Below are 22,205 nucleotides of genomic sequence, written 5' to 3' on the forward strand. Positions count from 1 at the left end.
GAAGTGGTAGCCTCTCGCTCATTTGAGCGCTGAGCTGTCTAACTATGTTTCTACCTACTTATACAGTTTCTGCCTACTTACACCGATAGGCAGTGCCCAACATAGTCACGGAAGTGGAAAAGTCTTGGGGAAGTGTAAATATCACGGTATCTGCACCTAACTCAATCGTATTTGACTTGAGCTCATTCATCGCGCCCTGAATCAAGGTGTCATTTGGGTAAAACAGGTAACTATACCAATGGCCCTCGCTGCCAGTGACTTCCCCTTTATACTGACATTTATCGATATTAATCACGCCATGGTAATCCATTTGCACGTTGGCAGCTTCGCTATGAGGCGTTGATGTCGGTGTCGTGCAACCGAGTAACACGCTACTCATAGCCAAAGCGATTAATTCCTTTTTCATACGCTTATCCTGTTATTTCATCAAATAAATCGCGAAACCTATCCAGCTTGCGAACAATAATAACCACGGCAATTTACTGGCGTGATTTGATGTTGTTTCATTATTCGAGTCGACATTCTGTTCTTGGTCTTGGTTCGCTTGTAGAGTCTGCTTCTCTTTTTGTACGCGCTTTTTAGCTTTATCGGCTTGGCGGCCACGTTCTTTCTGCTGCTTTTTATAGAGTGCGATGCCTTTCTCGATACCTTGAGCAATCAACTTGGTTTGTTCTTTGGTTTGAGCTGGCTTTTGCGTCGCTTTGGCTATCTTCAGTGCTTCTTGTTGAGATTCAACAGATGGTGTATTAGTTTTCTTTTTCATACTGAGTTCGATAATTAAAACGGATTAACCAATAAGATAACGCAAACCTAGTTAAGTATGAATGATTTGCGTTAAAGTGTTGGTTTGAAAATAAGTGAAAGTGAGATTTGTGCGGTACTCCATAGAACAATACGACAAGCACGGCTTTTTAAAAGCCCCAATCCTATTATGGTTAGGTTGGCTATTTCTGGCGAAAGCTTTGGTCGTTTTCATTGTTGCAGGTGCAAGCCGAGAGTCGGGCACTGATATCCTCGAAATCATCTATCCAGATCATCAAATGTTTTATGTTGGGATTGCATTGAGTATTCCGAGCTTGTTACTCATGTGGTTGTTTGGACTCAGATCACCAGATAGAAAGCGCCTTAATAAAGTGGTTTCATGGGGACGTTGGGTCTCCATGATGGCTATCTTGGCACAAGGAACCCATACACTTTATTTAATCTATTTAGATAACGGATGGTTCCGTTGGTCTAATGCTATCACCCTATTGTTGCTCCTATGGTTAGCGCTTTATCTAACCAATAGCCATGCCGCCAGGGATTGCTTTAAAGTGGTTGAGCACGAAGACTGATTTTCATCAAAACATTTGCCCCATTCACAATTATACTAAGAAGCTAAAAATGAAAGGATTAATCTATGCTTAACACCTCAAATGAGCAGCCTAAAATTCAAAGTGCTATCTTGCCAGAAGCAGGGCCTTTCGCTCTTTATGTTCAACTAAAAGTGAATGAGAACGCTGCTAACGTATTAGCGGAACTTCAAAAGCTTCCGAGTTTAATCGACGAACTAAACCAAACTCAACCAGATGCGAACTTAACGGCATCGGTTGCGTTTTCAAAAGCTTTTTGGGATAAGTTCGAGCAAGCTTCCCCCTCTGATTTGATTGATTTCCCTGCGCTTGGTAAAGGTGATGTCACTGCACCGAGCACATTGTCAGATGTTCTGATTCACTGTCATTCAAATAGACACGATCTGCACTTCTTTATCTTACGTAAATTGCTATCTGAAGTAGCAGCGGACGTTGAAGTAGTTGATGAAACCTACGGTTACCGCTTCCTAGATTCTCGTGACATGACTGATTTCGTTGATGGCACTGAAAATCCAAAAGACGCACAGCGCGCTGAAGTAGCGATTGTTCCTGAAGGTGAATTCGCGGGTGGTAGTTATGTGATGGTGCAGCGTTTTGTGCACAACCTGCCAGCTTGGAATCGATTGAATGTCTCAGCACAAGAGAAAGTGGTTGGCCGCACTAAACCGGACTCTATCGAGCTAGATGATGTTCCAGCGGCGTCTCACGTTGGTCGCGTGGATATCAAAGAAGAAGGCAAGGGTCTTAAGATTGTTCGTCACAGCCTACCTTACGGTACCGCTACGGGCGATCACGGCTTACTGTTCATTGCTTACTGTAATGTTCGTCATAACTTCGATGCGATGTTAGAGAGCATGTACGGCGTAACAGATGGTAAAACAGACCAACTGCTTCGCTTTACTAAAGCAGTGACAGGCGCTTACTACTTTGCGCCTTCGACTGACATGTTGAGTGCATTAACGATTAAGTAAATCACCTCGTATGCAGTAAAGAACGGGAGCCTTAGGGCTCCTTTTTTATTAAAGCTTTATATGAACTGGTCGATATAAGAGCAATCGTGAGTTTTATTCATATTTTTGTAAGTGAAGGTCTATGGCTATAACTGTTAATACAAATGTCTCAGCTTTAGTAGCTCAGAAAAACCTCTCTAATGCTAATAACATGCTGAATCAATCTTTGGAGCGCTTAGCTTCAGGGAGCCGTATTAATAGTGCAAAAGACGATGCGGCTGGCTTACAAATCTCGAATCGATTAGAAGCACAGATGAGTGGCATTGATGTTGCTGTTCGTAATGCTAACGACGGTATCTCCATTATGCAGACAGCAGAAGGAGCGATGAATGAAACCACCAATATCATGCAGCGCATGCGAGATTTGTCACTGCAGGCGAGCAATGGCTCGAATAGCCAGTCGGAAAGGACGGCTATTCAAGAAGAAGTGACAGCTCTAAATGATGAGTTGAATCGAATTGCTGAAACAACGTCATTTGGCGGTAAAAAACTCCTTAACGGTAGCTTTGGTAGTTCTTCATTTCAAATCGGTGGCAGTTCTGGTGAAGCGGTGCAGATAGGTTTGAAAAACATGCGCACCGATGACATCAATATGGGTGGTTTTAGCTATGTCGCCAATGGCATGGCAAGTGACTCGTGGGAAGTCAAATCCAACCAGAATGATATGACGATGTCGTTTACCGACCGTTTTGGTCAGCCACAAGAGCTCACCATCAACGCGAAAGAAGGCGATGATATCGAAGAGTTGGCGACTTATATTAACGGTCAAACGGATCTCGTCTCTGCTTCCGTCAATGATGAAGGGCAGCTTCAGATCTATATGTCTGGCGAAGACACCGCAGGCACGATCTCTTTCTCAGGTTCGTTAGCCAGTGAACTTTCGATGTCGGCGGGTTATTACGAATCAGTCGATGACATCAATGTGACTAATGTAGGTGGCGCGCAGCGTGCTGTCTCTATTTTAGACACAGCGATGAAGTATGTTGATAGTCATCGTTCTGAACTAGGGGCAATGCAAAATCGTTTTGATCATGCCATCAATAACCTTGAAAATGTTCATGAGAACTTGGCGACATCTAACAGCCGAATCAAAGATACCGACTACGCCAAAGAAACCACTCAAATGCTCAAGCAACAAATACTACAACAAGTCAGTACTACTATTTTGGCTCAAGCTAAGCAAGCGCCCAATCTAGCTTTAACGCTGCTGGGCTAATAAATTACCTCAAATTTTATAAAGGTAATTCAGCTTAACTAAAGCCCTTTGGTTAATAAAAGCACAACTTTTCGCTCGACCAACTTATCGACAACTTTAGCGTTTTTCTCATCTTTTTTTGATAATTTTACTGCCAGTCACGCTTTCTTCCCCTTTCTCTCTATTTCGTTAATTTTGTTGTTTTTTTCCTAAAGGTTTCAGCATTCACGCCGTTATTAATAGTAACTTAGAGATAACTACTTGGTTTTCCGAGACGTCGGAAACCGCTATACCGGAAAATCAATTGGAGAAGTCACCATGGCAGTGAATGTAAATACAAACGTTTCAGCGATGACAGCGCAACGTTACCTAAACAACGCAAACAGCGCACAACAAACATCAATGGAGCGTCTAGCTTCAGGCTCTAAAATCAACAGCGCGAAAGATGACGCTGCGGGCCTACAAATATCGAACCGTTTGAACGTTCAGAGTCGTGGTCTTGATGTTGCTGTACGTAACGCGAACGACGGTATCTCTATTGCACAAACTGCTGAAGGTGCAATGAACGAGACAACGAACATCCTGCAACGTATGCGTGATTTGTCTCTACAATCTTCAAACGGCTCAAACTCAAAATCTGAGCGTGTAGCGATTCAAGAAGAAGTAACAGCACTGAACGACGAACTGAACCGTATCGCGGAAACGACGTCTTTTGGTGGTAACAAGCTGCTTAACGGTACTCACGGTACTAAATCATTCCAAATCGGTGCGGACAACGGTGAAGCGGTAATGCTTCAACTGAAAGACATGCGCTCTGATAACGCTCAGATGGGTGGTAAGAGCTACCAAACTGAGAACGCAAAAGACAAAGACTGGAACGTTCAAGCTGGCGCAAACGACCTAAAAATGTCGTTCACTGATAACTTCGGCCAAGCACAAGAAATCGATGTGTCTGCGAAAGCGGGCGACGACATCGAAGAGCTAGCAACGTACATTAACGGTCAACAAGATTCTGTTAAAGCGTCTGTAACTGAAGACGGTAAGCTGCAAATGTTTACTGGTAACAATAAAGTTGAAGGCGAAGTAGCATTCTCTGGCAGCCTTGCTGGCGAACTAGGCATGCAACCTGGCAAAGATGTAACCGTTGATACTATCGACGTAACATCAGTTGGCGGCGCACAAGAATCTGTTGCAGTTATCGATGCGGCACTTAAGTATGTAGATAGCCACCGTGCTGAGCTAGGTGCTTTCCAAAACCGTTTTGACCACGCTATCAGCAACTTAGACAACATTAACGAGAACGTTAACGCATCTAAGAGCCGTATTAAAGATACTGACTTCGCGAAAGAAACGACTCAGATGACTAAGTCTCAGATCCTTTCTCAAGCATCAAGCTCGATTCTTGCTCAAGCGAAGCAAGCGCCTAACTCGGCACTTAGCCTATTAGGTTAATCGATTAAAAAGCCACGTTGACACGTTGGTTATAAGCGCTGTTGATCATAAACGTTAACGTAAGGCTTCCACAAATTAGCTCGTGGTGAGAGATGAGCGCTAAACAGACCCAGCTTCGGCTGGGTTTTTTATTGCCTGCAATTTGGCGAAGGTGTATTTGAAAAAGTGTAATGTTGGTAAGCAGGAGCAAAAGCGAGATTCCCTATCACGTTCGTTCCTCACTGTAGGGAATGACGACTATAGAGAGGTATTTGACTTATTGCCTACCTGAATCGAAGTCTTTAGTCGTCATCTCAGAATCGAGTAGAACGAGATATCAGAGATCTCTGTTTGTTAAAATTCACAAGTGTAATTTGATGTATAGGCGAAATGCCTTGAATAGCGCTTAACAACGTTTAGTAAAAAACTAGGTCGGATAGCAGGGGACAAACGGTCAGTGTAGTTGTCATTGGTTGAGGGAACTAGGAGAAGGGTTTCGGTGTGATAGTCAGTAATGCCTATCTGAGGTATTGAACAAATATAACAGGCACAAAAAACGCCACCCTTAGGTAGCGTTTTAATTAAAGCAGTTAAGTAATCGAGATTACTTAGTTACTTTAAGAACTGGAGTTTCGCCAACAGTTACAGAACCAGAAAGCTTGTTCAGCTCCTTGATTTCGTCCATGTTAGAGATAACAACTGGAGTAAGCGTAGATTTCGCTTTCTCTTCTAGAAGCGCTAGGTCGAAAGTGATGATAGTGTCACCAGCTTTAACAGATTGACCTTCTTCAGCAACACGAGTGAAGCCTTCGCCTTTAAGTTCAACAGTATCGATACCGAAGTGAACGAAAAGCTCAACACCGTCGTCAGACTCGATAGAGAATGCGTGGTTAGTTTCGAAGATCTTACCGATAGTACCGTTAACTGGAGCTACCATTTTATCGCCAGCTGGTTTGATAGCGATGCCGTCACCAACGATTTTTTCAGCGAAAACTACATCTGGCACGTCTTCGATGTTTACGATTTCACCAGAAAGAGGTGCGATGATTTCGATTGCACCAGCATCAGCGCTGTCATCAGATACAAGCTTTTTCAGTTTGTCAAACAGACCCATTGTGTCATGCTCCTAACGTTTAGTTTTATTCTGTAGAATATACTATACCAATCTAACAAATTAGACGACTATTTTTAGCCGTCTAACTTTATTAAGCTCTTGGTGATTACTGAGTTTTCTCAGCGATGAATTTTTCTACGCAAGCTTCAATTTCTGCAGCTGTAGGTAGAGATAGCGCTTCGTCAGCCATAGCTTTAACTTCTGCGAAGTTAGAGTTACGGATTACTTTCTTAACTTTAGGGATAGAGATACCGCTCATAGAGAACTCATCTAGACCCATACCAAGAAGAAGTAGAGTTGCACGCTCATCGCCTGCTAGCTCGCCACACATACCTGTCCATTTGCCTTCTTTATGAGAAGCATCGATTACTTGCTTGATTACAAGAAGAACCGCTGGAGACAGTGGGTTGTAAAGGTGAGAAATCATCTCGTTACCACGGTCAACTGCAAGAGTGTATTGCGTTAGATCGTTAGTACCGATAGAGAAGAAAGCCACTTCGTTAGCAAGGTGGTGTGCGATTGCAGCAGCTGCTGGAGTCTCAACCATTACGCCAATTTCGATGTCTTCATCGAAAGCATGACCTTCAGCGCGAAGTTCAACTTTGTACTCTTCGATTGCTTTTTTCAGTTCACGGATCTCTTCGATAGAAATGATCATTGGGAACATGATACGTAGCTTACCGTGTGCAGATGCACGAAGAATGCCGCGTAGTTGGTCGCGTAAGATTTCACGACGATCCAAGCTGATACGTACTGCACGCCAGCCTAGGAAAGGGTTCATCTCTTGTGGAAGATCCATGTATGGTAGATCTTTATCGCCACCGATATCCATAGTACGGATAATCACTGACTCACCGTGCATTGCTTCAGCTACTTCTTTGTAAGCAACGTATTGCTCTTCTTCAGTAGGAAGTGCAGTACGGTCCATGAATAGGAATTCAGTACGGTACAGACCAACACCTTCGCCACCGTTGCGCAGGATACCGTCACAGTCTTTAACTGTACCGATGTTGCCGCAAACTTCTACTTGATGGTTATCAAGTGTGATAGCTGGTAGGTCTTTAAGTTTTGCTAGTTCAGCCGCTTCTGCTTCAAAATCAGATTTGATTTTCTTAGCTTCTGCTAATTCAGCGTCAGAAGGGTTGATGATGATCTTATTGTTCATCGCGTCTAGCACAAGCATGTCGCCGTTCTTAACTTGCTTAGTGATATCGTTAGTACCTACGATAGCTGGAAGCTCAAGTGAACGTGCCATGATTGATGTATGAGATGTACGACCGCCGATGTCACAAGCGAAACCAAGAACGTAGTCTAGGTTGATTTGTGCAGTTTCAGATGGCGTTAGGTCGTAAGCAACTAGGATAACTTGTTCATTGATATCTGCTAGAGACACAATGTTAATGCCTAGTGCATTTTTAACGAAGCGAGTACCGATATCACGGATATCAGTCGCACGTTCTTTTAGGTACTCATCATCAAGTGACTCAAGTGCAACAGCTTGCTCTTCGATCACTGTGTAGATCGCGTTGTCTGCGTGCATTTTGTCTTTCTTGATGAGTGCTAAAATCTCTTCTTCTAGCTCTTCATCTTCAAGCAGCATGATATGGCCTTCAAAGATTGCTTCTTTTTCTTCGCCAAAAGTTTCAAGTGCTTTTTGCTTTACAACTTCAAGTTGTTGAGAAGATTTGTTACGAGCGTCAAAAAAACGCTGAACTTCTGCTTCAACTTGATCGTCTGAGATAGATTGAGTGTTTAGGACAATTTCATCTTCTTGAAGTAGTAGTGCTTTACCGAAAGCAATACCAGGAGATGCTAGGATGCCTGAAATCATAGCCTTACCTTAGTTGTTCAACTGTAAACGGGAGAATGTGTGACTTTAAGTCGTCGACTAATGTCGCGCTTATCGCTATCTATTTCGAACAAAGCCACTTTGCTGTGCAAAATGGCTTTGAAAGAAGGAGACCGTATTAGTGTAGTTGATCCATAAGAGCAACTAGGTGGTCTACTGCTTGCTGAGCTTGAGGGCCTTCAGCAGAAATAGTTACGTTAGTACCTTTTACTAGGCCTAAAGTTTGTAGTTTGAACAGGCTTTTAGCGCTAGCGCTTTTGCCGTTAGAAGTCACTGTGATGTCAGCGTCGAAAGATTTTGCTTCTTTAACGAACTGTGCAGCTGGACGTGTGTGAAGGCCGTTTTCTGCTGTGATTTCTACTTGCTTCTCGTACATTTTATATACCCCAATTAATTTATTTTTTGTAAGTTTGTAACCAGATTAGCTTAACTGCTTTAGCCCAAATGCGCTAGAGGCTAGTACGCCATGTTCGTGTTAGAACTTAGACTGGTTATAAATTTTTATCCAGCCATGGTCGTCTTTTGTTGAGTACTCATGACTTTCAGAATTTGTTTATTGCTTCTTTTATTTTGAAGCGAAAAATAAAACAGACCCGATATTACCAAAGGTGGGGCAGGGATCAACAAAAAAGCCCCTAAACGGGGCTTTTTTGGACGAAAAATTGATTTGACCACATATTATTGTTGGTTCTCTTTCTCCGTAAAGATGCCTGCAAATAGGGCTGTACTTAGGTAACGTTCGCCAGAGCTTGGCAGCACGGTGACAATGGTTTTTCCTGCAAATTCAGGTAGTTCCGAGATTCTGTTCGCCGCTACTACTGCTGCGCCAGACGAGATGCCCGCAAGAATACCTTCCTCTTTCATTAGGCGTTGAGCCATCTCAATCGCTTCTTCAGAAGTTACTGGCTCTACACGGTCGATAAGGTCTAAATCTAGGTTTCCAGGGATAAAGCCTGCACCAATACCTTGGATTTTGTGCGGAGCTGGTTTGATTTCTTCGCCAGCAAGCGCTTGTGCAATCACTGGAGACTCTGCTGGTTCAACCGCTACAGAAGTGATTGCTTTACCTTTCTCGCCTTTAATGTAACGGCTTGTACCAGTAAGCGTACCGCCGGTACCTACACCTGCGACAAATACATCGATTTCGCCGTCTGTTGCTTCCCAAATTTCAGGGCCAGTTGTCTTCTCGTGAATTTGTGGGTTAGCTGGGTTGTTGAATTGCTGAAGTAGCAGATATTTTTCTGGATCTGAAGCGACAATTTCTTCTGCTTTAGCTATCGCGCCGTTCATGCCTTTTGGTGCTTCAGTAAGAACTAAGTTTGCACCTAGTGCTTTAAGCAACTTACGACGCTCTAGGCTCATTGACTCAGGCATCGTTAGCGTTAGCTTGTAACCGCGAGCGGCTGCTACGAATGCAAGAGCAACACCTGTATTACCACTGGTAGGTTCAACAAGCTCGATACCTGGTTTTAAAGTTCCTGCTTTTTCTGCTTCCCAGATCATGTTTGAACCGATACGACACTTAACGCTGAAGCTTGGGTTACGAGCTTCAATCTTAGCTAGAACGTTGCCTTTGCTTACTTTGTTAAGGCGGACTAGCGGTGTGTTACCAATCGTTAGGGTGTTGTCTTCGTAGATCTTGCTCATGCGATATTCCTTCATTTAATGACAGAACTAAACGTAGTATATCAATCACTTTACCGTCTAGTGTCTTTCGATGTTTGTTTAGCTTGAATTTAGATTAAACAAGTTGAAAAAAAGGTAAAAGGATTAAAAAGTTATATCATATAGATATGTAGCAGAGTTCACGCCTATCTTTATTGTGTTCAGAACTTCAAAAAGATAGGCGTTGTTAAAGAGAGAATGAAGGTTATAGACGAGAGCGCAGAGCTTGGTCTTTAAACTCAGCAACCCACATTGCAGTAGCACCGCAGACGGCAACGGGCATGACGATCAGATTTAAAATTGGAATCGTTGTGAAAACAGACACAAGTGCACCGAAGCTATAGCTCTTACCTTGTTTTTGTTTCAAATTGTTTCTCATATCATCAAATTTGATTTTGTGGTTATCAAATGGATAGTCGGCGTACTGGATCGCTAACATCCATGCTGTGAAAATGAACCATAAAAACGGTGCAACGGTTTGTCCCAGTGCTGGAATTAACAAAAGTAGGAATAAACCTATCGCTTTTGGCAGAATGTAGACAAGCTTGCGCCATTCTCTCGCTAAAATACGTGGAGTATCTTTGAGTGCATCCAGCAAACCATCGTCATTTACTTTTTTGCCACTGAGTAGCTCTTCTACCTTTTCTGCGAGCAACCCATTGAAAGGTGCGGCAATGAAGTTAGCTAGCGTACTAAAGAAATATGAAAACGTGGCTAAGACGGTTAACACAAGTAGTGGCCATAGAATGTATGACAACCACGACAAAAAGCTTGGTAATGCGCCAATCCAGCCCTCAATCCAAGTGTTTAGGTTGGAGAAGATATAAAACAAGGCACCACCAACGAGTAACACGTTAGCAATAAGTGGCATTAGTACAAACTTACGAATGCTCGGCGATAAAGCGATTTTTATTCCGAAAATAAAATAGCCAAAGCCTGAGCGGGGAACAGATTCAATAGTCATATTTAAATTGGGTCACATGTGAATTTGGTTAAATAGCAAACATCCCTAGTGTACTAGACCGAAATTAAGAAAAAAAGCGTGGTGAAAATCACACCATGTAAGGAACTAATTGTATTAAGTTGTTCTAAAACAGTGGCTACTTTTGATAGAGTAGTGAGATTAGCCAAATTAACCCAACTTAGTGACAGCGTGTTTATAGCTAGTCGACTAAGAAAGCTGAGAGCGAAAAATGCAGGAATTGCGATTTGTACTCATTATTGTTGGCGCATTAGCTATCGCCGCATTATTGTTCCATGGTCTATGGACGAGTAAAAAAGAAGGGAAAGCAAAGTTTGGAGATAAGCCGCTTGGTAAGCTTGATAACGACAGCTTAGATGAAGCAGAAACGATCCCAAACCGTTCATTCGCCCCAGAAGATGATTTTGAGATAATCCGAAAAGAGCGTAAAGAGCCGGATTTTGCAGTCTCACCATCTGAGACTGATCCGCTGATTGACTCAGATCCACTCACAGCGCCACAAGCGAAAGAAGTTATCGAAGACGACATCGAATTGAATGATCTTCCTTCTTTCAGTGTTAAAGAAGAACCAGTTCAGATCGAGAGTGAACCTGAAGGTATACAAGAGGCCACTGAACCAGAGGTTCCAAGCTTTGAATTGACTGACGAGCAAAAAGAAAGTCATGCTGGTTTTCAAGAGCAGTACGGTTCGTTTGAAGAAGCTTCTGATTCGGTTACCGAGCCACTCGTTCCTAGTGAATCATTGACGCCAAGTGAACCGCTTGTTTCGAAAGAGGTCGTTGCTCCACAAAGTGCATCGCCTGTTGAAGAAGCTAAGCCAGATGAAGAACTTGGCTTAGAAGTGATTGTTCTTAATGTTCACTGTGCAGGAGAAATCCCATTCGTAGGGACTGAACTTTTCCGTAGTATGGAGAATAACGGCCTAACTTATGGTGAGATGTCTATCTACCATTGCTTTGCACAATCTAGCGATGAGCCAAAAGTTATTTTCAGTGTTGCGAACATGATGCAGCCCGGAACTCTAGAACATGATGATCCCGCTGACTTTACAACGAAAGGTATTTCGTTCTTCATGACGCTGCCTTGTTACGGTCAAGCTGATCAGAACTTTAATGTAATGCTGAGTGCAGCTCAGAAAATTGCTGATGATATGGGCGGAAACGTTTTGGACGAGTCACGTAACTTAATGACGCCCAATCGTTTGTCAGACTACCGCAAGCAAATCAGAGATTTTATGACGGCTACGAATGCCTAACCGTATTGTTTAGCCTTGTTAATAATCTATATTTATAGAAAAGGGCTCCTAAGGGAGCCCTTTTTGATATTTCAATCACGACAGAGAATGATATGAAAGAATCGATTCAAGTTACCTTAGAGCAGTTAAGAGAAACTCTGCACTATCATGCCGTTCGTTATTACGTAGAAGATAGCCCTGAGATCCCTGATGTCGAGTACGATCGATTAATGCAACAGTTGCTAAAGATCGAGGAAGAGAATCCAGAGCTTGTGACGGTGGATTCTCCGAGCCAACGTGTCGGTGGTCAGCCTCTCGATGGTTTCACTCAAGTGGCTCATGAGATCCCGATGCTTTCTCTGGATAATGCATTCTCTGATGAAGATTTGGATGCGTTTAATAAGCGTATGTCTGATAGAGCGCCAATGGCCAATCTTAAGACTTTCTGTTGTGAGCCTAAGCTTGATGGCTTAGCGGTAAGCCTACTCTATGTAAATGGCACCTTAGTTCAGGCAGCAACGCGTGGTGATGGCGCTACTGGCGAAAACATCACAGAAAACGTACGAACGATCAGCTCTATTCCACTTAAGTTGCAAGGCGAAGGTTGGCCAGAACGGATTGAGGTTCGTGGTGAAGTGTTTATGCCAAAAGCAGGCTTCGATAAACTGAATGAAATGGCATTGAAGAAGGGCGACAAAGTTTTTGTTAACCCACGCAATGCCGCTGCAGGTAGCCTGCGTCAGCTTGATTCTCGCATTACAGCGAAGCGTCCATTAGCTTTTTACGCTTACAGTGTCGGTGTTGTGCAAGGGGCGGAGCTTTCAAATAGCCACTATCAACGCTTCTTGCAGCTGAAAGGCTGGGGTTTGCCAATGTGTCCTGAAACTAAGCAGCTAAGCTCGCTTGAGGACGTAAAAGCGTACTATCAAGATATTATGAATCGTCGTGATGCTCTGGCTTATGAGATTGACGGTGTGGTGATTAAGGTTGATGACATTGCCGCACAAGTGACTCTAGGCTTTGTTGCGCGAGCGCCTCGTTGGGCTATTGCATACAAGTTTCCTGCTCAAGAAGAGATTACATTACTTAACGATGTTGAGTTTCAGGTGGGTCGTACAGGCGCAATTACGCCGGTGGCTAAACTAGAACCTATCTTTGTTGGTGGTGTGACGGTAAGCAATGCCACGTTGCACAACGCTGATGAGATTGCTCGCTTAGGTGTGAAGGTAGGCGATAGCGTGATTATCCGTCGTGCTGGTGACGTTATCCCTCAAATTGTGGCTGTGGTACTCGATCGTCGTCCTGAGTCGGCAAAAGATATTGTATTCCCTGATGCTTGCCCTGTATGTAACTCTGCAGTAGAGCGCGTTGAGGGAGAGGCTGTAGCGCGTTGTACTGGTGGCTTAGTCTGTCAGGCACAGCGTAAAGAAGCGCTTAAGCACTTTGTGTCTAGAAAGGCTCTGGATGTTGATGGTCTTGGCGTAAAAGTGATAGAGCAGCTTGTAGACCGTGAAATGGTAGAAACTCCAGCCGATCTATTTAAGTTAAGTGCGGGTGTGATTACGGTTCTTGACCGTATGGGGCCTAAATCAGCACAGAATGTAGTGAGTGCGCTTAATAAAGCCAAAGACACGACATTAGCGCGTTTTCTTTATTCTTTAGGGATTCGCGAAGTGGGTGAAGCGACGGCTATGAACTTAGCTCAGCACTTTAAGACGTTGGAGTTGGTTCAAGCTGCCACTCATGAGCAGTTGGTTGAAGTGTCAGATATTGGCGACATCGTAGCAAGTCACCTCACGAGCTTCTTCTCACAGGAGAAAAACAGAGCCGTAGTCGAGCAGTTGCTAGAGCTTGGTGTTAACTGGCCTGCAATCGAAGAAGCTGCAGATGATCAAGAATTGCCATTAGAGGGTAAGGTGGTTGTGTTGACGGGCTCACTGTCTAAATTAGGACGCAGTGAAGCGAAAGCCGCTTTGCAGGCTTTAGGCGCAAAAGTGACTGGTAGCGTGTCTAAGAAAACGGATATCTTATTCGCTGGTGAAGCCGCTGGTTCTAAACTGACTAAAGCACAAGATTTAGGTATCGAAATAAGAACAGAAGAAGATCTAATTGCACTTATTTCGTAAGTAAACCAAGGTAAAAAAAGCTCAAAAGCACTCCTTTAAAGGGAGTGCTTTTTTTGTGTCTGCTACAAATTAGATGTCTTTTTAATTGTTGAGAATTTTGTTCCTATACGAACTCTAAAATCAGGACAGTGACGCTGCTCAACATTAATGAAATACCATGGTGGTTGTATTGAAAATGCGAGTCACTTCTATGTTTACAAGGATGGAATTTATTTAAGTTGTTGATAGTTATTGTTTTTGTTGTTTTTGGTTGTGAGCTTTACAATTTATCGATCTGGATCACTAAGTACCTACTAAATTTGCACCAACTCATATTTTTTTAGATGAAAATTAAGTTCTCATTGATCTTTTTGAGGGCGAAGTTAGTCTTAATGCCATGGATGCACACGATGTGCATAACCAGAAAGGAAATAGAGAATTCAGAGTTTAGGGTTCTCAAACAAGAAAAGGTATTTCTCTCTACGGCGGCCAACTTTAGGCGGGAAATATTCAAACAGCTATATCCATTTTTAGGAGTTTTATTCCATGGAAAACAAAATTTTCAAACGTACTTTATTAGGCGCTGCTGTAGCGATGATTTCTTCAGGAGCATTTGCTGGGACAGAGTCCTCTCAGGTTGGTATTATTTCTGATTTCAATGTACAAGCTTACGGTGTTGCAGCGATTTCGGTTGTGAATTATGACTCAGAGCAAACTAAAGCTGGCGTCAAAACCGATACTGGTACCGGTTACGACTACGAGAATGAATCTCGAATTGGTTTCCGTGCAAGCAAAGATATGTTCGATAACGTGAATGTATTTATGCAAATCGAATCTGGTTATGTAGGTGAAAACGGTGACGGTGCAACATTAGGCAACCGTGATACGTTCTTAGGCCTTCAGGGGGACTGGGGTAAAGTTCGTTTTGGTCGCATGTTGACGCCAATGTACGAAGTAATCGATTGGCCTTACGCTAACCCAGGTTTGGGTGCTGTATGGGACTGGGGCGGCGATGTGAAATACAACCGTGACCGTCATGGTGATATGGCTCGATACGATTCTGCGGATTTGAATGGCTTTACATTCAACTTAGCAACTGGACGTGGTGATTCAAGCGTTAAAGATAACTATTTCTATGGTGCTGGTGCTCATTACCGTTTAGCAGATACCATTACTTTCCATGCTGCAGTTGAAACTGAAACAGATCGTCAACTGAAAGCTGGAACAGCTGCAACAGCTGCTGGCACATGTTTAGTGGGGACTGGATGTGGTACTGGTGTTAACTTTGGTGACCCGACGGCAGCTGTTGCTGCAACCTCGGCTGAAATGGCTGATACATTTGGTTACCTAATCGGTTTTGAAGCATCTCTTCCTGCAGGTTTTGGTATTTCAGCAGCTTACAAAGCTGGTGAATCAGACGTACAAGGTGGAGATAAGTCGAAGCAAGCTTCTTACTCGGTAATCGGTCAATACTGGAATGGTCCTTGGGGCTTTAAGCTAGGTTACGCGGCTAACCTAGAGTCAGAAACTGAAGGTGTTAAAAACGGTGATGAAGATAGCGTTATTTCAGGACAGCTAATGTATGTTCATAATGGCTTTGTTCCTTACATCCGTATTGCAAAACGTGATATCAATTCAGATGATGAAGGTTCTATCGTAAATACAGACACGTTTGTTACACGTGTTGGTCTTGAGTACGGTTTCTAATAAAATCATGCTTTAAGTAAAGATATGCGCTGGCTAATAAGCCAGCGCATATTCATTTATAGTCCAGCCTAAGAAAGAGAAGGCATCGAATAATATTATGGGGAAACCCTTGAGGTAGTTAATATGAAAAAAATAGTTTTAGCATCGATTCCTTTGTTCTTAATTGGATGTACAACATTAGATTCAAATAGTGATTTTACTGATTCAGTCAAGAGAATAGATAGCAAACAAAATTATCAAGTCGTTATTGGTGAGTCATTAACCCCCGATGTACTTGAGGTTAGGCAAGGTCAGTTAGTAAACTCATCTTTAGAGTTAAATTACGTGAAGCCATACGGCACAGAAACGGTACCTGATTCATATATTACGATGGAGCTTCAATACTTTAAGAATTACAACGAATACCGCACTGTCTTAGTTAAGGGAGCCGAAGACAAAGTTCCATTGAAGCCTTATGCTGCATCGGCTGAGACTTGTAGTGACATTTGTACTCAAACACAGTATGTAAAATTCCCTGTGTCTAACGAGATATTCAACGAGGCACCTTTTAAAGATTTGATTTTTGATGTTCAGGTTTCAAATGCGAACAGTATTTCTTTTTCTATCCCAGCTGGTTATATCGAAGCTATCGTCAATACTGGGGATCAAAGTGACACTGTCAAACCTGTTGTTGCAGCGGCAGTCCCTGTAGTAGCAACAGCAGCTATTCAGAAAAAACCTGCGAGCCAAGCTCTAGATATGTCAAAGTATTGGTTTGAACAAGTTCCACTGGAACAAAGAGATTCAGTTGTTAACTGGTCTGTGGCAAATCGAAATGGTGTTGTTGATTCATTAGACGGAAAAACAAAAGAAATTGAAATGTTCGAATATTGGTTTGAAAAAGCTTCTAAAGAAGAGCGTAAAGCCATAATCAAGCAACTATTAGAGTTTTAAAGGAAAGGAGCCTAGGCTCCTTTTTTGTTAGTGCAGAACCTTCCCATCACTATGCTTACAAATCACTATAGGCATATATTCTACAACATTGCTTCCCAGGTCACATTTTACAATAGGCCCAGATGTTGTACTTCCTACATTTTGAGCCGATACAGAGAAACTTAAAAACAAGCTAAAAATTAACGCTAGATAACATTTCATAATGACACCTCACTAAAAATCTCTTTAAACAAGAGATACTCATTAGTATGTGATGTATTTCTCAAAGATCAAAAAAATTAAAAAATTTCCTATGAAAAATAACAAACACCTATTTCAATAGTTCAATCAGTAACTTATTGATAGTTGGTGTTTGACTTTGTAGAAAAAACTAAGCTATTTACATAATTTGCCGTAAAATCATCGTAAATAGCAGACTTTATTTTCGGCCATTATATTGGTTTTAATATTTTTGTTGAAATGACATAAATCTATAGGTATTTGAAGATAAGTTATATGCTCCCAAGTGATCTCTATTCGATACTTACTTGAGTAATATTATGAACATAAGCGAAGTTGCAAATCTCACCCAACTATCACCAAAGTCTATTCGTTTGTATGAAGACAAAGGAGTGATATCCCCGCCGTTACGCTCTGAAAATGGCTACAGAACCTATGGCGCTAAGCAGATTAAAGAGCTTGGGATCGTTGCGAAGGCGAGAAGTGCTGGATTTTCGCTTGATGAGTGTCGTGCACTCGTTGAATTAGCCGACAATCCATGCCGAGAAAGTGCCGATGTAAAAGCAAAAGCGCAAAGCAAGCTAAACGAAGTGAACAGAAAAATAGAAGATCTACTGGTAATTCAAAAGACTTTAGTAGAGTGGGTTGAACAATGTCCCGGTGACTCAAATAGCCATTGTCCAATTATCGATTCGCTTGTAGAGAAAAAACCATAAGTAAAAACACTTATGGCTTGGAAGCTCATCTGGATTATTCTTTAGTTGGGCTGATTGTTAGAACAATGCCATCGACAGCTGTAATCACGACTTCCTCTCCTGCATCAATATCATGTGTACTAATCGCAGACCAAGAACTATCTCCAAGGTTTATTCTACAGTTCCCTTTTTGTACAGGCTCTAAAAGCCGTGTGGTTCTTCCGATTAGTTGTTTGTCTCTCTGATTCAGTTCCCGACTAGCATCAGAGTGCTTATCATTGGACAGCTGCCTTCTCCACCATAACCAAGTGGTGATGAGCGAGAAGCTAGCGAATGATAGCCATTGCATCTGCCAACCCAGCGGTAATGCACCCAAAAGAGCCCCGACGAGCATGGCTGATATACCAATCCAAAGAAAGTAACCAGCCGTTCCGATAAGCTCAAGAGCTAATAGTGCTAGACCAAACGCCAACCAATGCCAGTGGTTTACTTGTTCTAGTAATTCGACCATAAGTTAGTCCTTACTGCCTTTGTCATTGCTTTGTGCAAACATCTCGGCGATGCCTGCGACTGAGCCCATTAGCCCTGTCGCCTCTAACGGTAACATAATGATCTTACCGTTTTCTGCTTGGCCAATCGATTTCAGAGCATCAGTATAGCCTTGTGCGATGAAGTAGTTGACGGCTTGCATGTCGCCTTGAGCAATCGCGTTCGATACCATCTCTGTCGCTTTAGCTTCTGCTTCTGCTGCACGTTCACGGGCTTCAGCTTGCAGGATTGCTGCTTGTTTTTGGCCTTCTGCTTTTAAGATTTCTGATTGCTTATGACCTTCGGCTTTTAGGATCTCAGCTTGTCTTACGCCCTCTGCCTCTAAAATATCAGCACGCTTGTTACGCTCGGCTTTCATTTGAGCGTTCATCGCTGCGGTTAGATCCGCTGGTGGCTGCACGTCTTTGATCTCGATACGTGTAACTTTGACACCCCAAGGGTTTGTTGCTTCATCGACGATGTTTAGCAGCTTAGTATTGATCATGTCACGCTGGCTGAGCATTTCATCCAACTCCATAGATCCAAGCACGGTACGGATGTTAGTCAGGGTCAAATTACGGATCGCGTGTTCAAGGTCGTTGACCTCGTAGGTTGCTTTGGGCGCATCAATCACTTGAACAAAACAGACAGCATCAATCATGACATTGGCGTTGTCTTTTGAAATGACTTCCTGAGCTGGAATATCCAGTACACGTTCCATCATGCTGATTTTTTGACCAACCTTGTCAATGAATGGAATGATTAGGTTCAAGCCTGGTTGGAGGGTGTGTGTGTAGCGACCGAAACGTTCGACAGTCCAGTTATTACCCTGTGGAACGGTTTTGACACCAGCGAAAATAAAGAGAAGTGCGACGGCAGTAAAGACGCCAATAGTAATCAATGTATCAATAGGCATACGAAATCCTTTGCAAGTGTGAGTTTTTGATAGTTCTTTACTCATACTGGCTCATATTTAAAATTCGAGCAAATTTATAAACGAGAAATGGGCCATAAAACCTTGATTTTATGACCCATTTTACTTTGTGTTATACGATAAGATTGCTGAGGTTTCTATCATTTATCAGGGTGATTTTTCCTCTGTACTTATCAATTTGTTAGCGTTCGAATTAGTAAAGCAGAGAGTACAATTGGCGGCGGTATTTGCTCGCAACTGCATTGCCTTGTCCAAGTGCGCTTAAGATATCCATGAATTCTTTTTTCATATCACCATCGAGGGTATTGAGATCTTTTGCCAAGAATGACCATAGAAGATCCATTGCTTCTTCGCTGCGGTTCACTTGGTGGTACTGAAGTGCTAGGTCTGAGGCTGTTTTAGCATCACTTGGATTTTGCTGTAGCGTTGTTTCTAGCGCTTGAATTTCAGGGCTGTCTGCCGCCTGTTTGTGCAGTTCGAGTTTAGCGACTAAGCCTTTGTAGTAATTGTCTTGATATTCTAGAGGGATAGTCGACAGTTGAGTTTCAGCTAGATCAAACTGTTGCGTTTCTAGTAAACATTCTGCGATCGCCAGTTTTACCTCGCCTTTGCCCGTCAGCTCTATTGGCAATTGTTGCATTGCTGCGAGCGCTTGTGCATGCTCGCCTGCTTGCATTTGCTCGAGAGCCTGACGCAGTGCGAGCTCGTCTTGGCTAGGAAGATGTTTTCCTAACATTTCAACAATCGCTTCGATGCTTTGTGGACCACCCAAACCATCGACAGGCTGACCGTTAACAAACAGTGCAATAGTAGGGAGTGCTTGTACGCCAAATTGGCTAGCAATTGCCTGCTCTTGTTCACAATTCAACAGAGCTAAAGTAAAAGCGCCGTTGTATTGCTGAGTTAATGTTTGCAGTTCAGGGATCACCTGAGCACTTTCTTGGCTCATTGGTGCCCAAAAGTGGATGAGTACAGGCGTCTGCATTGAGGTTTCTAATACTTGACGAAAGTTCTGCTCATTAAGTTCAACAATATGCGGAGATTGCATTTACGTTCCTTGAGGTGTGTTTTGTGGGTACGTTGCAAATATGGGGGGAGATGCTGGTAACTTCAAGATCTAACTTGGTTATCTCAAATAAAAAGAGCCAAAATAGAAAACGCTATGCTTCAATGTTGATAGGTGGTTATCTTAACAGGGAGAGCATAGCGTTATCATTGAGGTGGTCAGTGAGGCATAGCGTGAGATACTCAAAACAGAATAAACAACGTAATCGCCAGACTCACACCGACCCAATTAAGGCGGTTTAAAGTCATGAAATATCCAGATTAGGCTCATTAATTGGGAGTAATTGATGAGATAGGGTAATCATGACATCTAATTGTTACGGAAAAATTACATCGTTACATTAAAGTTTGCGACTCTACATTCAAAGTTAGCAATTTATGCTGCTTTTCTTAAAATAGGGTCTAGCAAGCGACTCGGTAGAATTCTTTTCAGCACCGCGAACACCTTAGTAGGTGTCGTCACTCGGTATCTTAGCTTTGGTTTCTCTGCGGTGAGTGCGTGATAAACTGGCTCAACACAACTTTCAGGCGGAAGAACAAAAGCGTTGTTCGATGACTCCTTTTCGAGTCGGTCTTTTTGTTGTTGATAAGCGTCTTGATGAGCGCTGCCAGCAATGGTGATCCATTTATTGAAAGCTTTCAGGGCATTATTTCTAAATTGGGTTTCTATTGGACCTGGCTGCAATAACGATATATGAATACCACTATCATGCAGTTCTAAACGTAAGGTATCTGTCCAGCCTTCTAGCGCGAACTTTGAAGCGTTGTAAGCGCCACGATATTTCATGGCCGCAAAGCCTAATACGGAACTGTTTTGTACGATTCGGCCTTCGCCGCGTTCGCGCATGTGCGGGAGGATCTGACAAACAAGATGATGCCAGCCAAAGAAGTTGGTTTCGAATTGCTCTCTGAGACCTTGGGTCGGCAAGTCTTCTAGCGCGCCAGCTTGACCATAAGCGCCGTTATTGAATAAGCCATATAATCCGTTAGGCGCCAGCTCAATAGCAAGTTGTGCAGCTTGTTCAATACTTTCTTGGTTAGAAAGGTCGAGCTGTATGCAGGTCAGTCCCTCATCTTGCAGACGCTGTACATCTTGCGGATGACGACACGATGCAATGACGTGGAAGCCACGCTTTTGTAGTGCATGCGCACATGTATAGCCAATACCCGTTGAGCAACCGGTGATCAGAATCGACTTGTTCACGCTTAATCCTTCATTAGAGTCTTTGTCGCTCTAGGGTAAAGAATTAGTCTTGATGTTGTAACAAGTTTTTTAGTGCTGGTTCGATTCTTGAGTAACTAAAGATAAATCCCATTTCAGTGAGCTTCTTTGGTTTAGAACGAATGCTGTCAAAAAGCAGACAAGAAGATTCACCCATCAGAAGCGACATTGCCCATTTAGGTGTGAACAAGAAATGCGGTCGACGTAGTTGCTTGGCGAGTGTGCTGCTGAACAGTTTGTTGGTGACAGGGTGTGGTGCACACATATTAAATTCCCCTTGAGCGTGAGGTATCGACAATAAGTGATTGATGGCTCTCACCATATCTAGCATGTGAATCCAAGGCATATATTGCTCGCCTGAACCTAGCGGTCCGCCAACTCCTAGTTTGTACGGCATAAGCATCTTTTTGAGCGCACCGCCATTTTCACCAAGTACAATACCTGTTCGCAGTAGTATCACGCGTGTGCTTTCTGATTGTGCTCTCTTGGCTATCTCTTCCCAATGAGCGCAAACTTTGTGAGGGAAGCTTTCATCTTCTACTTGTAGTGATTCGTCAAACGGATGTTGCTGTTGATCACCATAGTAACCCACGGCTGAGCCGCTAATAAAAGCCTTCGGCGGGTTGCTGCTGGCATGAATTAACTCAACCAGTTTTTCAGTAATGTGCCAGCGACTGTTACAGATCCTCTCTTTTTGCTCCACACTCCAACGCTTGTCAGCGATAGGTTCGCCAGCAAGATTGACCACTACATCGAAGTCATTGAGATCGCTCAGTTCATCAAGAGATTGAATATAATGAAGGTTGTTCTGGTTGAGGTGATTTAGGTTTTGCTTCGCTTTTTCAGGACTCCGCGTCAACAATGTCACGTCGTCAATGTTCCAACTTTTGACCAATTCAGAGCCAATAAATCCCGTACCACCCGTTAACAATATCTTCATACCAATCTCCCTATTAAACATAATT

The 22,205-nt window shown here is 42.9% G+C and carries 21 protein-coding genes; 9 read left to right on the plus strand and 12 right to left on the minus strand.

Translation table 11 applies throughout. The features are described 5' to 3' along the window. Positions 1-73: 73 nt before the first annotated feature. Together AACR09_RS03025 and AACR09_RS03030 are read right to left on the minus strand one after the other, a co-directional pair. Positions 74-406, minus strand: a complete 333-nt coding sequence (locus tag AACR09_RS03025) for a DUF4156 domain-containing protein (RefSeq protein WP_102572572.1) — start codon at positions 404-406, stop codon at positions 74-76. 12 nt (positions 407-418) lie between these two features. Then, the gene (locus AACR09_RS03030) at positions 419-763 is read right to left on the minus strand and encodes a DUF2956 domain-containing protein (protein WP_054541672.1); all 345 of its coding nucleotides are present in this window, start codon (positions 761-763) and stop codon (positions 419-421) included. 109 nt (positions 764-872) lie between these two features. On the opposite strand from AACR09_RS03030, the gene AACR09_RS03035 reads away from it, so the two are divergent. From AACR09_RS03035 to AACR09_RS03050, 4 genes are all read left to right on the plus strand, one after another. After that, complete coding sequence (locus AACR09_RS03035; RefSeq protein ID WP_029222110.1) at positions 873-1,334, plus strand: DUF2919 domain-containing protein; 462 nt, start codon at positions 873-875, stop codon at positions 1,332-1,334. A gap of 65 nt (positions 1,335-1,399) precedes the next feature. Continuing rightward, entirely contained in the window at positions 1,400-2,323 is a 924-nt protein-coding gene (locus tag AACR09_RS03040) for a Dyp-type peroxidase (RefSeq protein ID WP_017079441.1), read from the plus strand. Positions 2,324-2,444: 121 nt separating this feature from the next. After that, positions 2,445-3,578: a flagellin gene (locus AACR09_RS03045; RefSeq protein WP_193835998.1), complete on the plus strand. Its 1,134-nt coding sequence runs from the start codon at positions 2,445-2,447 to the stop codon at positions 3,576-3,578. 297 nt (positions 3,579-3,875) lie between these two features. Beyond that, the gene (locus AACR09_RS03050; protein ID WP_004736189.1) at positions 3,876-5,009 is read left to right on the plus strand and encodes a flagellin; all 1,134 of its coding nucleotides are present in this window, start codon (positions 3,876-3,878) and stop codon (positions 5,007-5,009) included. A gap of 583 nt (positions 5,010-5,592) precedes the next feature. Here AACR09_RS03050 and crr read toward each other — a convergent pair. The 5 genes from crr to cysZ form a co-directional block, all read right to left on the minus strand. After that, positions 5,593-6,102, minus strand: coding sequence for a PTS glucose transporter subunit IIA (crr, locus tag AACR09_RS03055; protein WP_004737851.1), 510 nt, complete (start codon positions 6,100-6,102; stop codon positions 5,593-5,595). A 106-nt stretch (positions 6,103-6,208) separates the two neighbouring features. Further along, entirely contained in the window at positions 6,209-7,933 is a 1,725-nt protein-coding gene (ptsI, locus tag AACR09_RS03060; protein ID WP_193835999.1) for a phosphoenolpyruvate-protein phosphotransferase PtsI, read from the minus strand. Positions 7,934-8,069: 136 nt separating this feature from the next. Continuing rightward, the gene (locus AACR09_RS03065) at positions 8,070-8,327 is read right to left on the minus strand and encodes an HPr family phosphocarrier protein (RefSeq protein WP_004734263.1); all 258 of its coding nucleotides are present in this window, start codon (positions 8,325-8,327) and stop codon (positions 8,070-8,072) included. Between the two features lie 302 nt (positions 8,328-8,629). Next, complete coding sequence (gene cysK / locus AACR09_RS03070; RefSeq protein ID WP_193836000.1) at positions 8,630-9,598, minus strand: cysteine synthase A; 969 nt, start codon at positions 9,596-9,598, stop codon at positions 8,630-8,632. Between the two features lie 223 nt (positions 9,599-9,821). Then, positions 9,822-10,580: a sulfate transporter CysZ gene (cysZ, locus tag AACR09_RS03075; RefSeq protein ID WP_004734260.1), complete on the minus strand. Its 759-nt coding sequence runs from the start codon at positions 10,578-10,580 to the stop codon at positions 9,822-9,824. A 229-nt stretch (positions 10,581-10,809) separates the two neighbouring features. Here cysZ and zipA point away from each other — a divergent pair, with 229 nt between their 5' ends. The 5 genes from zipA to cueR all read left to right on the plus strand — a co-directional run bounded on the left by zipA (position 10,810) and on the right by cueR (position 17,512). Next, positions 10,810-11,853, plus strand: coding sequence for a cell division protein ZipA (zipA, locus tag AACR09_RS03080; protein ID WP_193836001.1), 1,044 nt, complete (start codon positions 10,810-10,812; stop codon positions 11,851-11,853). Positions 11,854-11,945: 92 nt separating this feature from the next. Then, positions 11,946-13,958, plus strand: coding sequence for an NAD-dependent DNA ligase LigA (gene ligA, locus AACR09_RS03085; RefSeq protein WP_193836002.1), 2,013 nt, complete (start codon positions 11,946-11,948; stop codon positions 13,956-13,958). A gap of 525 nt (positions 13,959-14,483) precedes the next feature. Next, positions 14,484-15,644: a porin gene (locus AACR09_RS03090; RefSeq protein ID WP_017110351.1), complete on the plus strand. Its 1,161-nt coding sequence runs from the start codon at positions 14,484-14,486 to the stop codon at positions 15,642-15,644. Between the two features lie 123 nt (positions 15,645-15,767). Next, complete coding sequence (locus AACR09_RS03095) at positions 15,768-16,577, plus strand: VvgS protein (RefSeq protein ID WP_017110350.1); 810 nt, start codon at positions 15,768-15,770, stop codon at positions 16,575-16,577. A gap of 539 nt (positions 16,578-17,116) precedes the next feature. Beyond that, positions 17,117-17,512 carry a Cu(I)-responsive transcriptional regulator gene (cueR, locus tag AACR09_RS03100; protein WP_029223466.1) on the plus strand — a complete coding sequence of 132 codons (396 nt, stop codon included), beginning with the start codon at positions 17,117-17,119 and terminating at the stop codon, positions 17,510-17,512. A 34-nt stretch (positions 17,513-17,546) separates the two neighbouring features. Here the strand turns inward: cueR and AACR09_RS03105 are convergent, their stop codons facing one another. The 5 genes from AACR09_RS03105 to AACR09_RS03125 all read right to left on the minus strand — a co-directional run bounded on the left by AACR09_RS03105 (position 17,547) and on the right by AACR09_RS03125 (position 22,180). After that, complete coding sequence (locus tag AACR09_RS03105; protein WP_017110348.1) at positions 17,547-18,002, minus strand: NfeD family protein; 456 nt, start codon at positions 18,000-18,002, stop codon at positions 17,547-17,549. Between the two features lie 3 nt (positions 18,003-18,005). Then, the gene (locus tag AACR09_RS03110) at positions 18,006-18,935 is read right to left on the minus strand and encodes an SPFH domain-containing protein (RefSeq protein ID WP_017106099.1); all 930 of its coding nucleotides are present in this window, start codon (positions 18,933-18,935) and stop codon (positions 18,006-18,008) included. Between the two features lie 211 nt (positions 18,936-19,146). Continuing rightward, on the minus strand, positions 19,147-20,001 hold the full coding sequence (locus AACR09_RS03115) for a co-chaperone YbbN (RefSeq protein ID WP_065110944.1): 855 nt from the start codon (positions 19,999-20,001) through the stop codon (positions 19,147-19,149). Positions 20,002-20,394: 393 nt separating this feature from the next. After that, on the minus strand, positions 20,395-21,222 hold the full coding sequence (locus AACR09_RS03120; RefSeq protein WP_065110945.1) for an SDR family oxidoreductase: 828 nt from the start codon (positions 21,220-21,222) through the stop codon (positions 20,395-20,397). Between the two features lie 43 nt (positions 21,223-21,265). Next, positions 21,266-22,180: a TIGR01777 family oxidoreductase gene (locus AACR09_RS03125; RefSeq protein WP_193836003.1), complete on the minus strand. Its 915-nt coding sequence runs from the start codon at positions 22,178-22,180 to the stop codon at positions 21,266-21,268. Positions 22,181-22,205 lie beyond the last annotated feature (25 nt).

Source organism: Vibrio sp. OPT20, from assembly GCF_963889365.1.
GTDB lineage: Bacteria > Pseudomonadota > Gammaproteobacteria > Enterobacterales > Vibrionaceae > Vibrio > Vibrio splendidus.

Bases quoted from the DNA above. Each gene is read 5' to 3' on its own strand.
- AACR09_RS03025 (WP_102572572.1), bottom strand. From the start codon at position 406: ATGAAAAAGGAATTAATCGCTTTGGCTATGAGTAGCGTGTTACTCGGT.
- AACR09_RS03030 (WP_054541672.1), bottom strand. From the start codon at position 763: ATGAAAAAGAAAACTAATACACCATCTGTTGAATCTCAACAAGAAGCA.
- AACR09_RS03040 (WP_017079441.1), top strand. From the start codon at position 1,400: ATGCTTAACACCTCAAATGAGCAGCCTAAAATTCAAAGTGCTATCTTG.
- AACR09_RS03045 (WP_193835998.1), top strand. From the start codon at position 2,445: ATGGCTATAACTGTTAATACAAATGTCTCAGCTTTAGTAGCTCAGAAA.
- AACR09_RS03050 (WP_004736189.1), top strand. From the start codon at position 3,876: ATGGCAGTGAATGTAAATACAAACGTTTCAGCGATGACAGCGCAACGT.
- crr (WP_004737851.1), bottom strand. From the start codon at position 6,102: ATGGGTCTGTTTGACAAACTGAAAAAGCTTGTATCTGATGACAGCGCT.
- ptsI (WP_193835999.1), bottom strand. From the start codon at position 7,933: ATGATTTCAGGCATCCTAGCATCTCCTGGTATTGCTTTCGGTAAAGCA.
- AACR09_RS03065 (WP_004734263.1), bottom strand. From the start codon at position 8,327: ATGTACGAGAAGCAAGTAGAAATCACAGCAGAAAACGGCCTTCACACA.
- cysK (WP_193836000.1), bottom strand. From the start codon at position 9,598: ATGAGCAAGATCTACGAAGACAACACCCTAACGATTGGTAACACACCG.
- cysZ (WP_004734260.1), bottom strand. From the start codon at position 10,580: ATGACTATTGAATCTGTTCCCCGCTCAGGCTTTGGCTATTTTATTTTC.
- zipA (WP_193836001.1), top strand. From the start codon at position 10,810: ATGCAGGAATTGCGATTTGTACTCATTATTGTTGGCGCATTAGCTATC.
- ligA (WP_193836002.1), top strand. From the start codon at position 11,946: ATGAAAGAATCGATTCAAGTTACCTTAGAGCAGTTAAGAGAAACTCTG.
- AACR09_RS03090 (WP_017110351.1), top strand. From the start codon at position 14,484: ATGGAAAACAAAATTTTCAAACGTACTTTATTAGGCGCTGCTGTAGCG.
- AACR09_RS03095 (WP_017110350.1), top strand. From the start codon at position 15,768: ATGAAAAAAATAGTTTTAGCATCGATTCCTTTGTTCTTAATTGGATGT.
- cueR (WP_029223466.1), top strand. From the start codon at position 17,117: ATGAACATAAGCGAAGTTGCAAATCTCACCCAACTATCACCAAAGTCT.
- AACR09_RS03105 (WP_017110348.1), bottom strand. From the start codon at position 18,002: ATGGTCGAATTACTAGAACAAGTAAACCACTGGCATTGGTTGGCGTTT.
- AACR09_RS03110 (WP_017106099.1), bottom strand. From the start codon at position 18,935: ATGCCTATTGATACATTGATTACTATTGGCGTCTTTACTGCCGTCGCA.
- AACR09_RS03115 (WP_065110944.1), bottom strand. From the start codon at position 20,001: ATGCAATCTCCGCATATTGTTGAACTTAATGAGCAGAACTTTCGTCAA.
- AACR09_RS03125 (WP_193836003.1), bottom strand. From the start codon at position 22,180: ATGAAGATATTGTTAACGGGTGGTACGGGATTTATTGGCTCTGAATTG.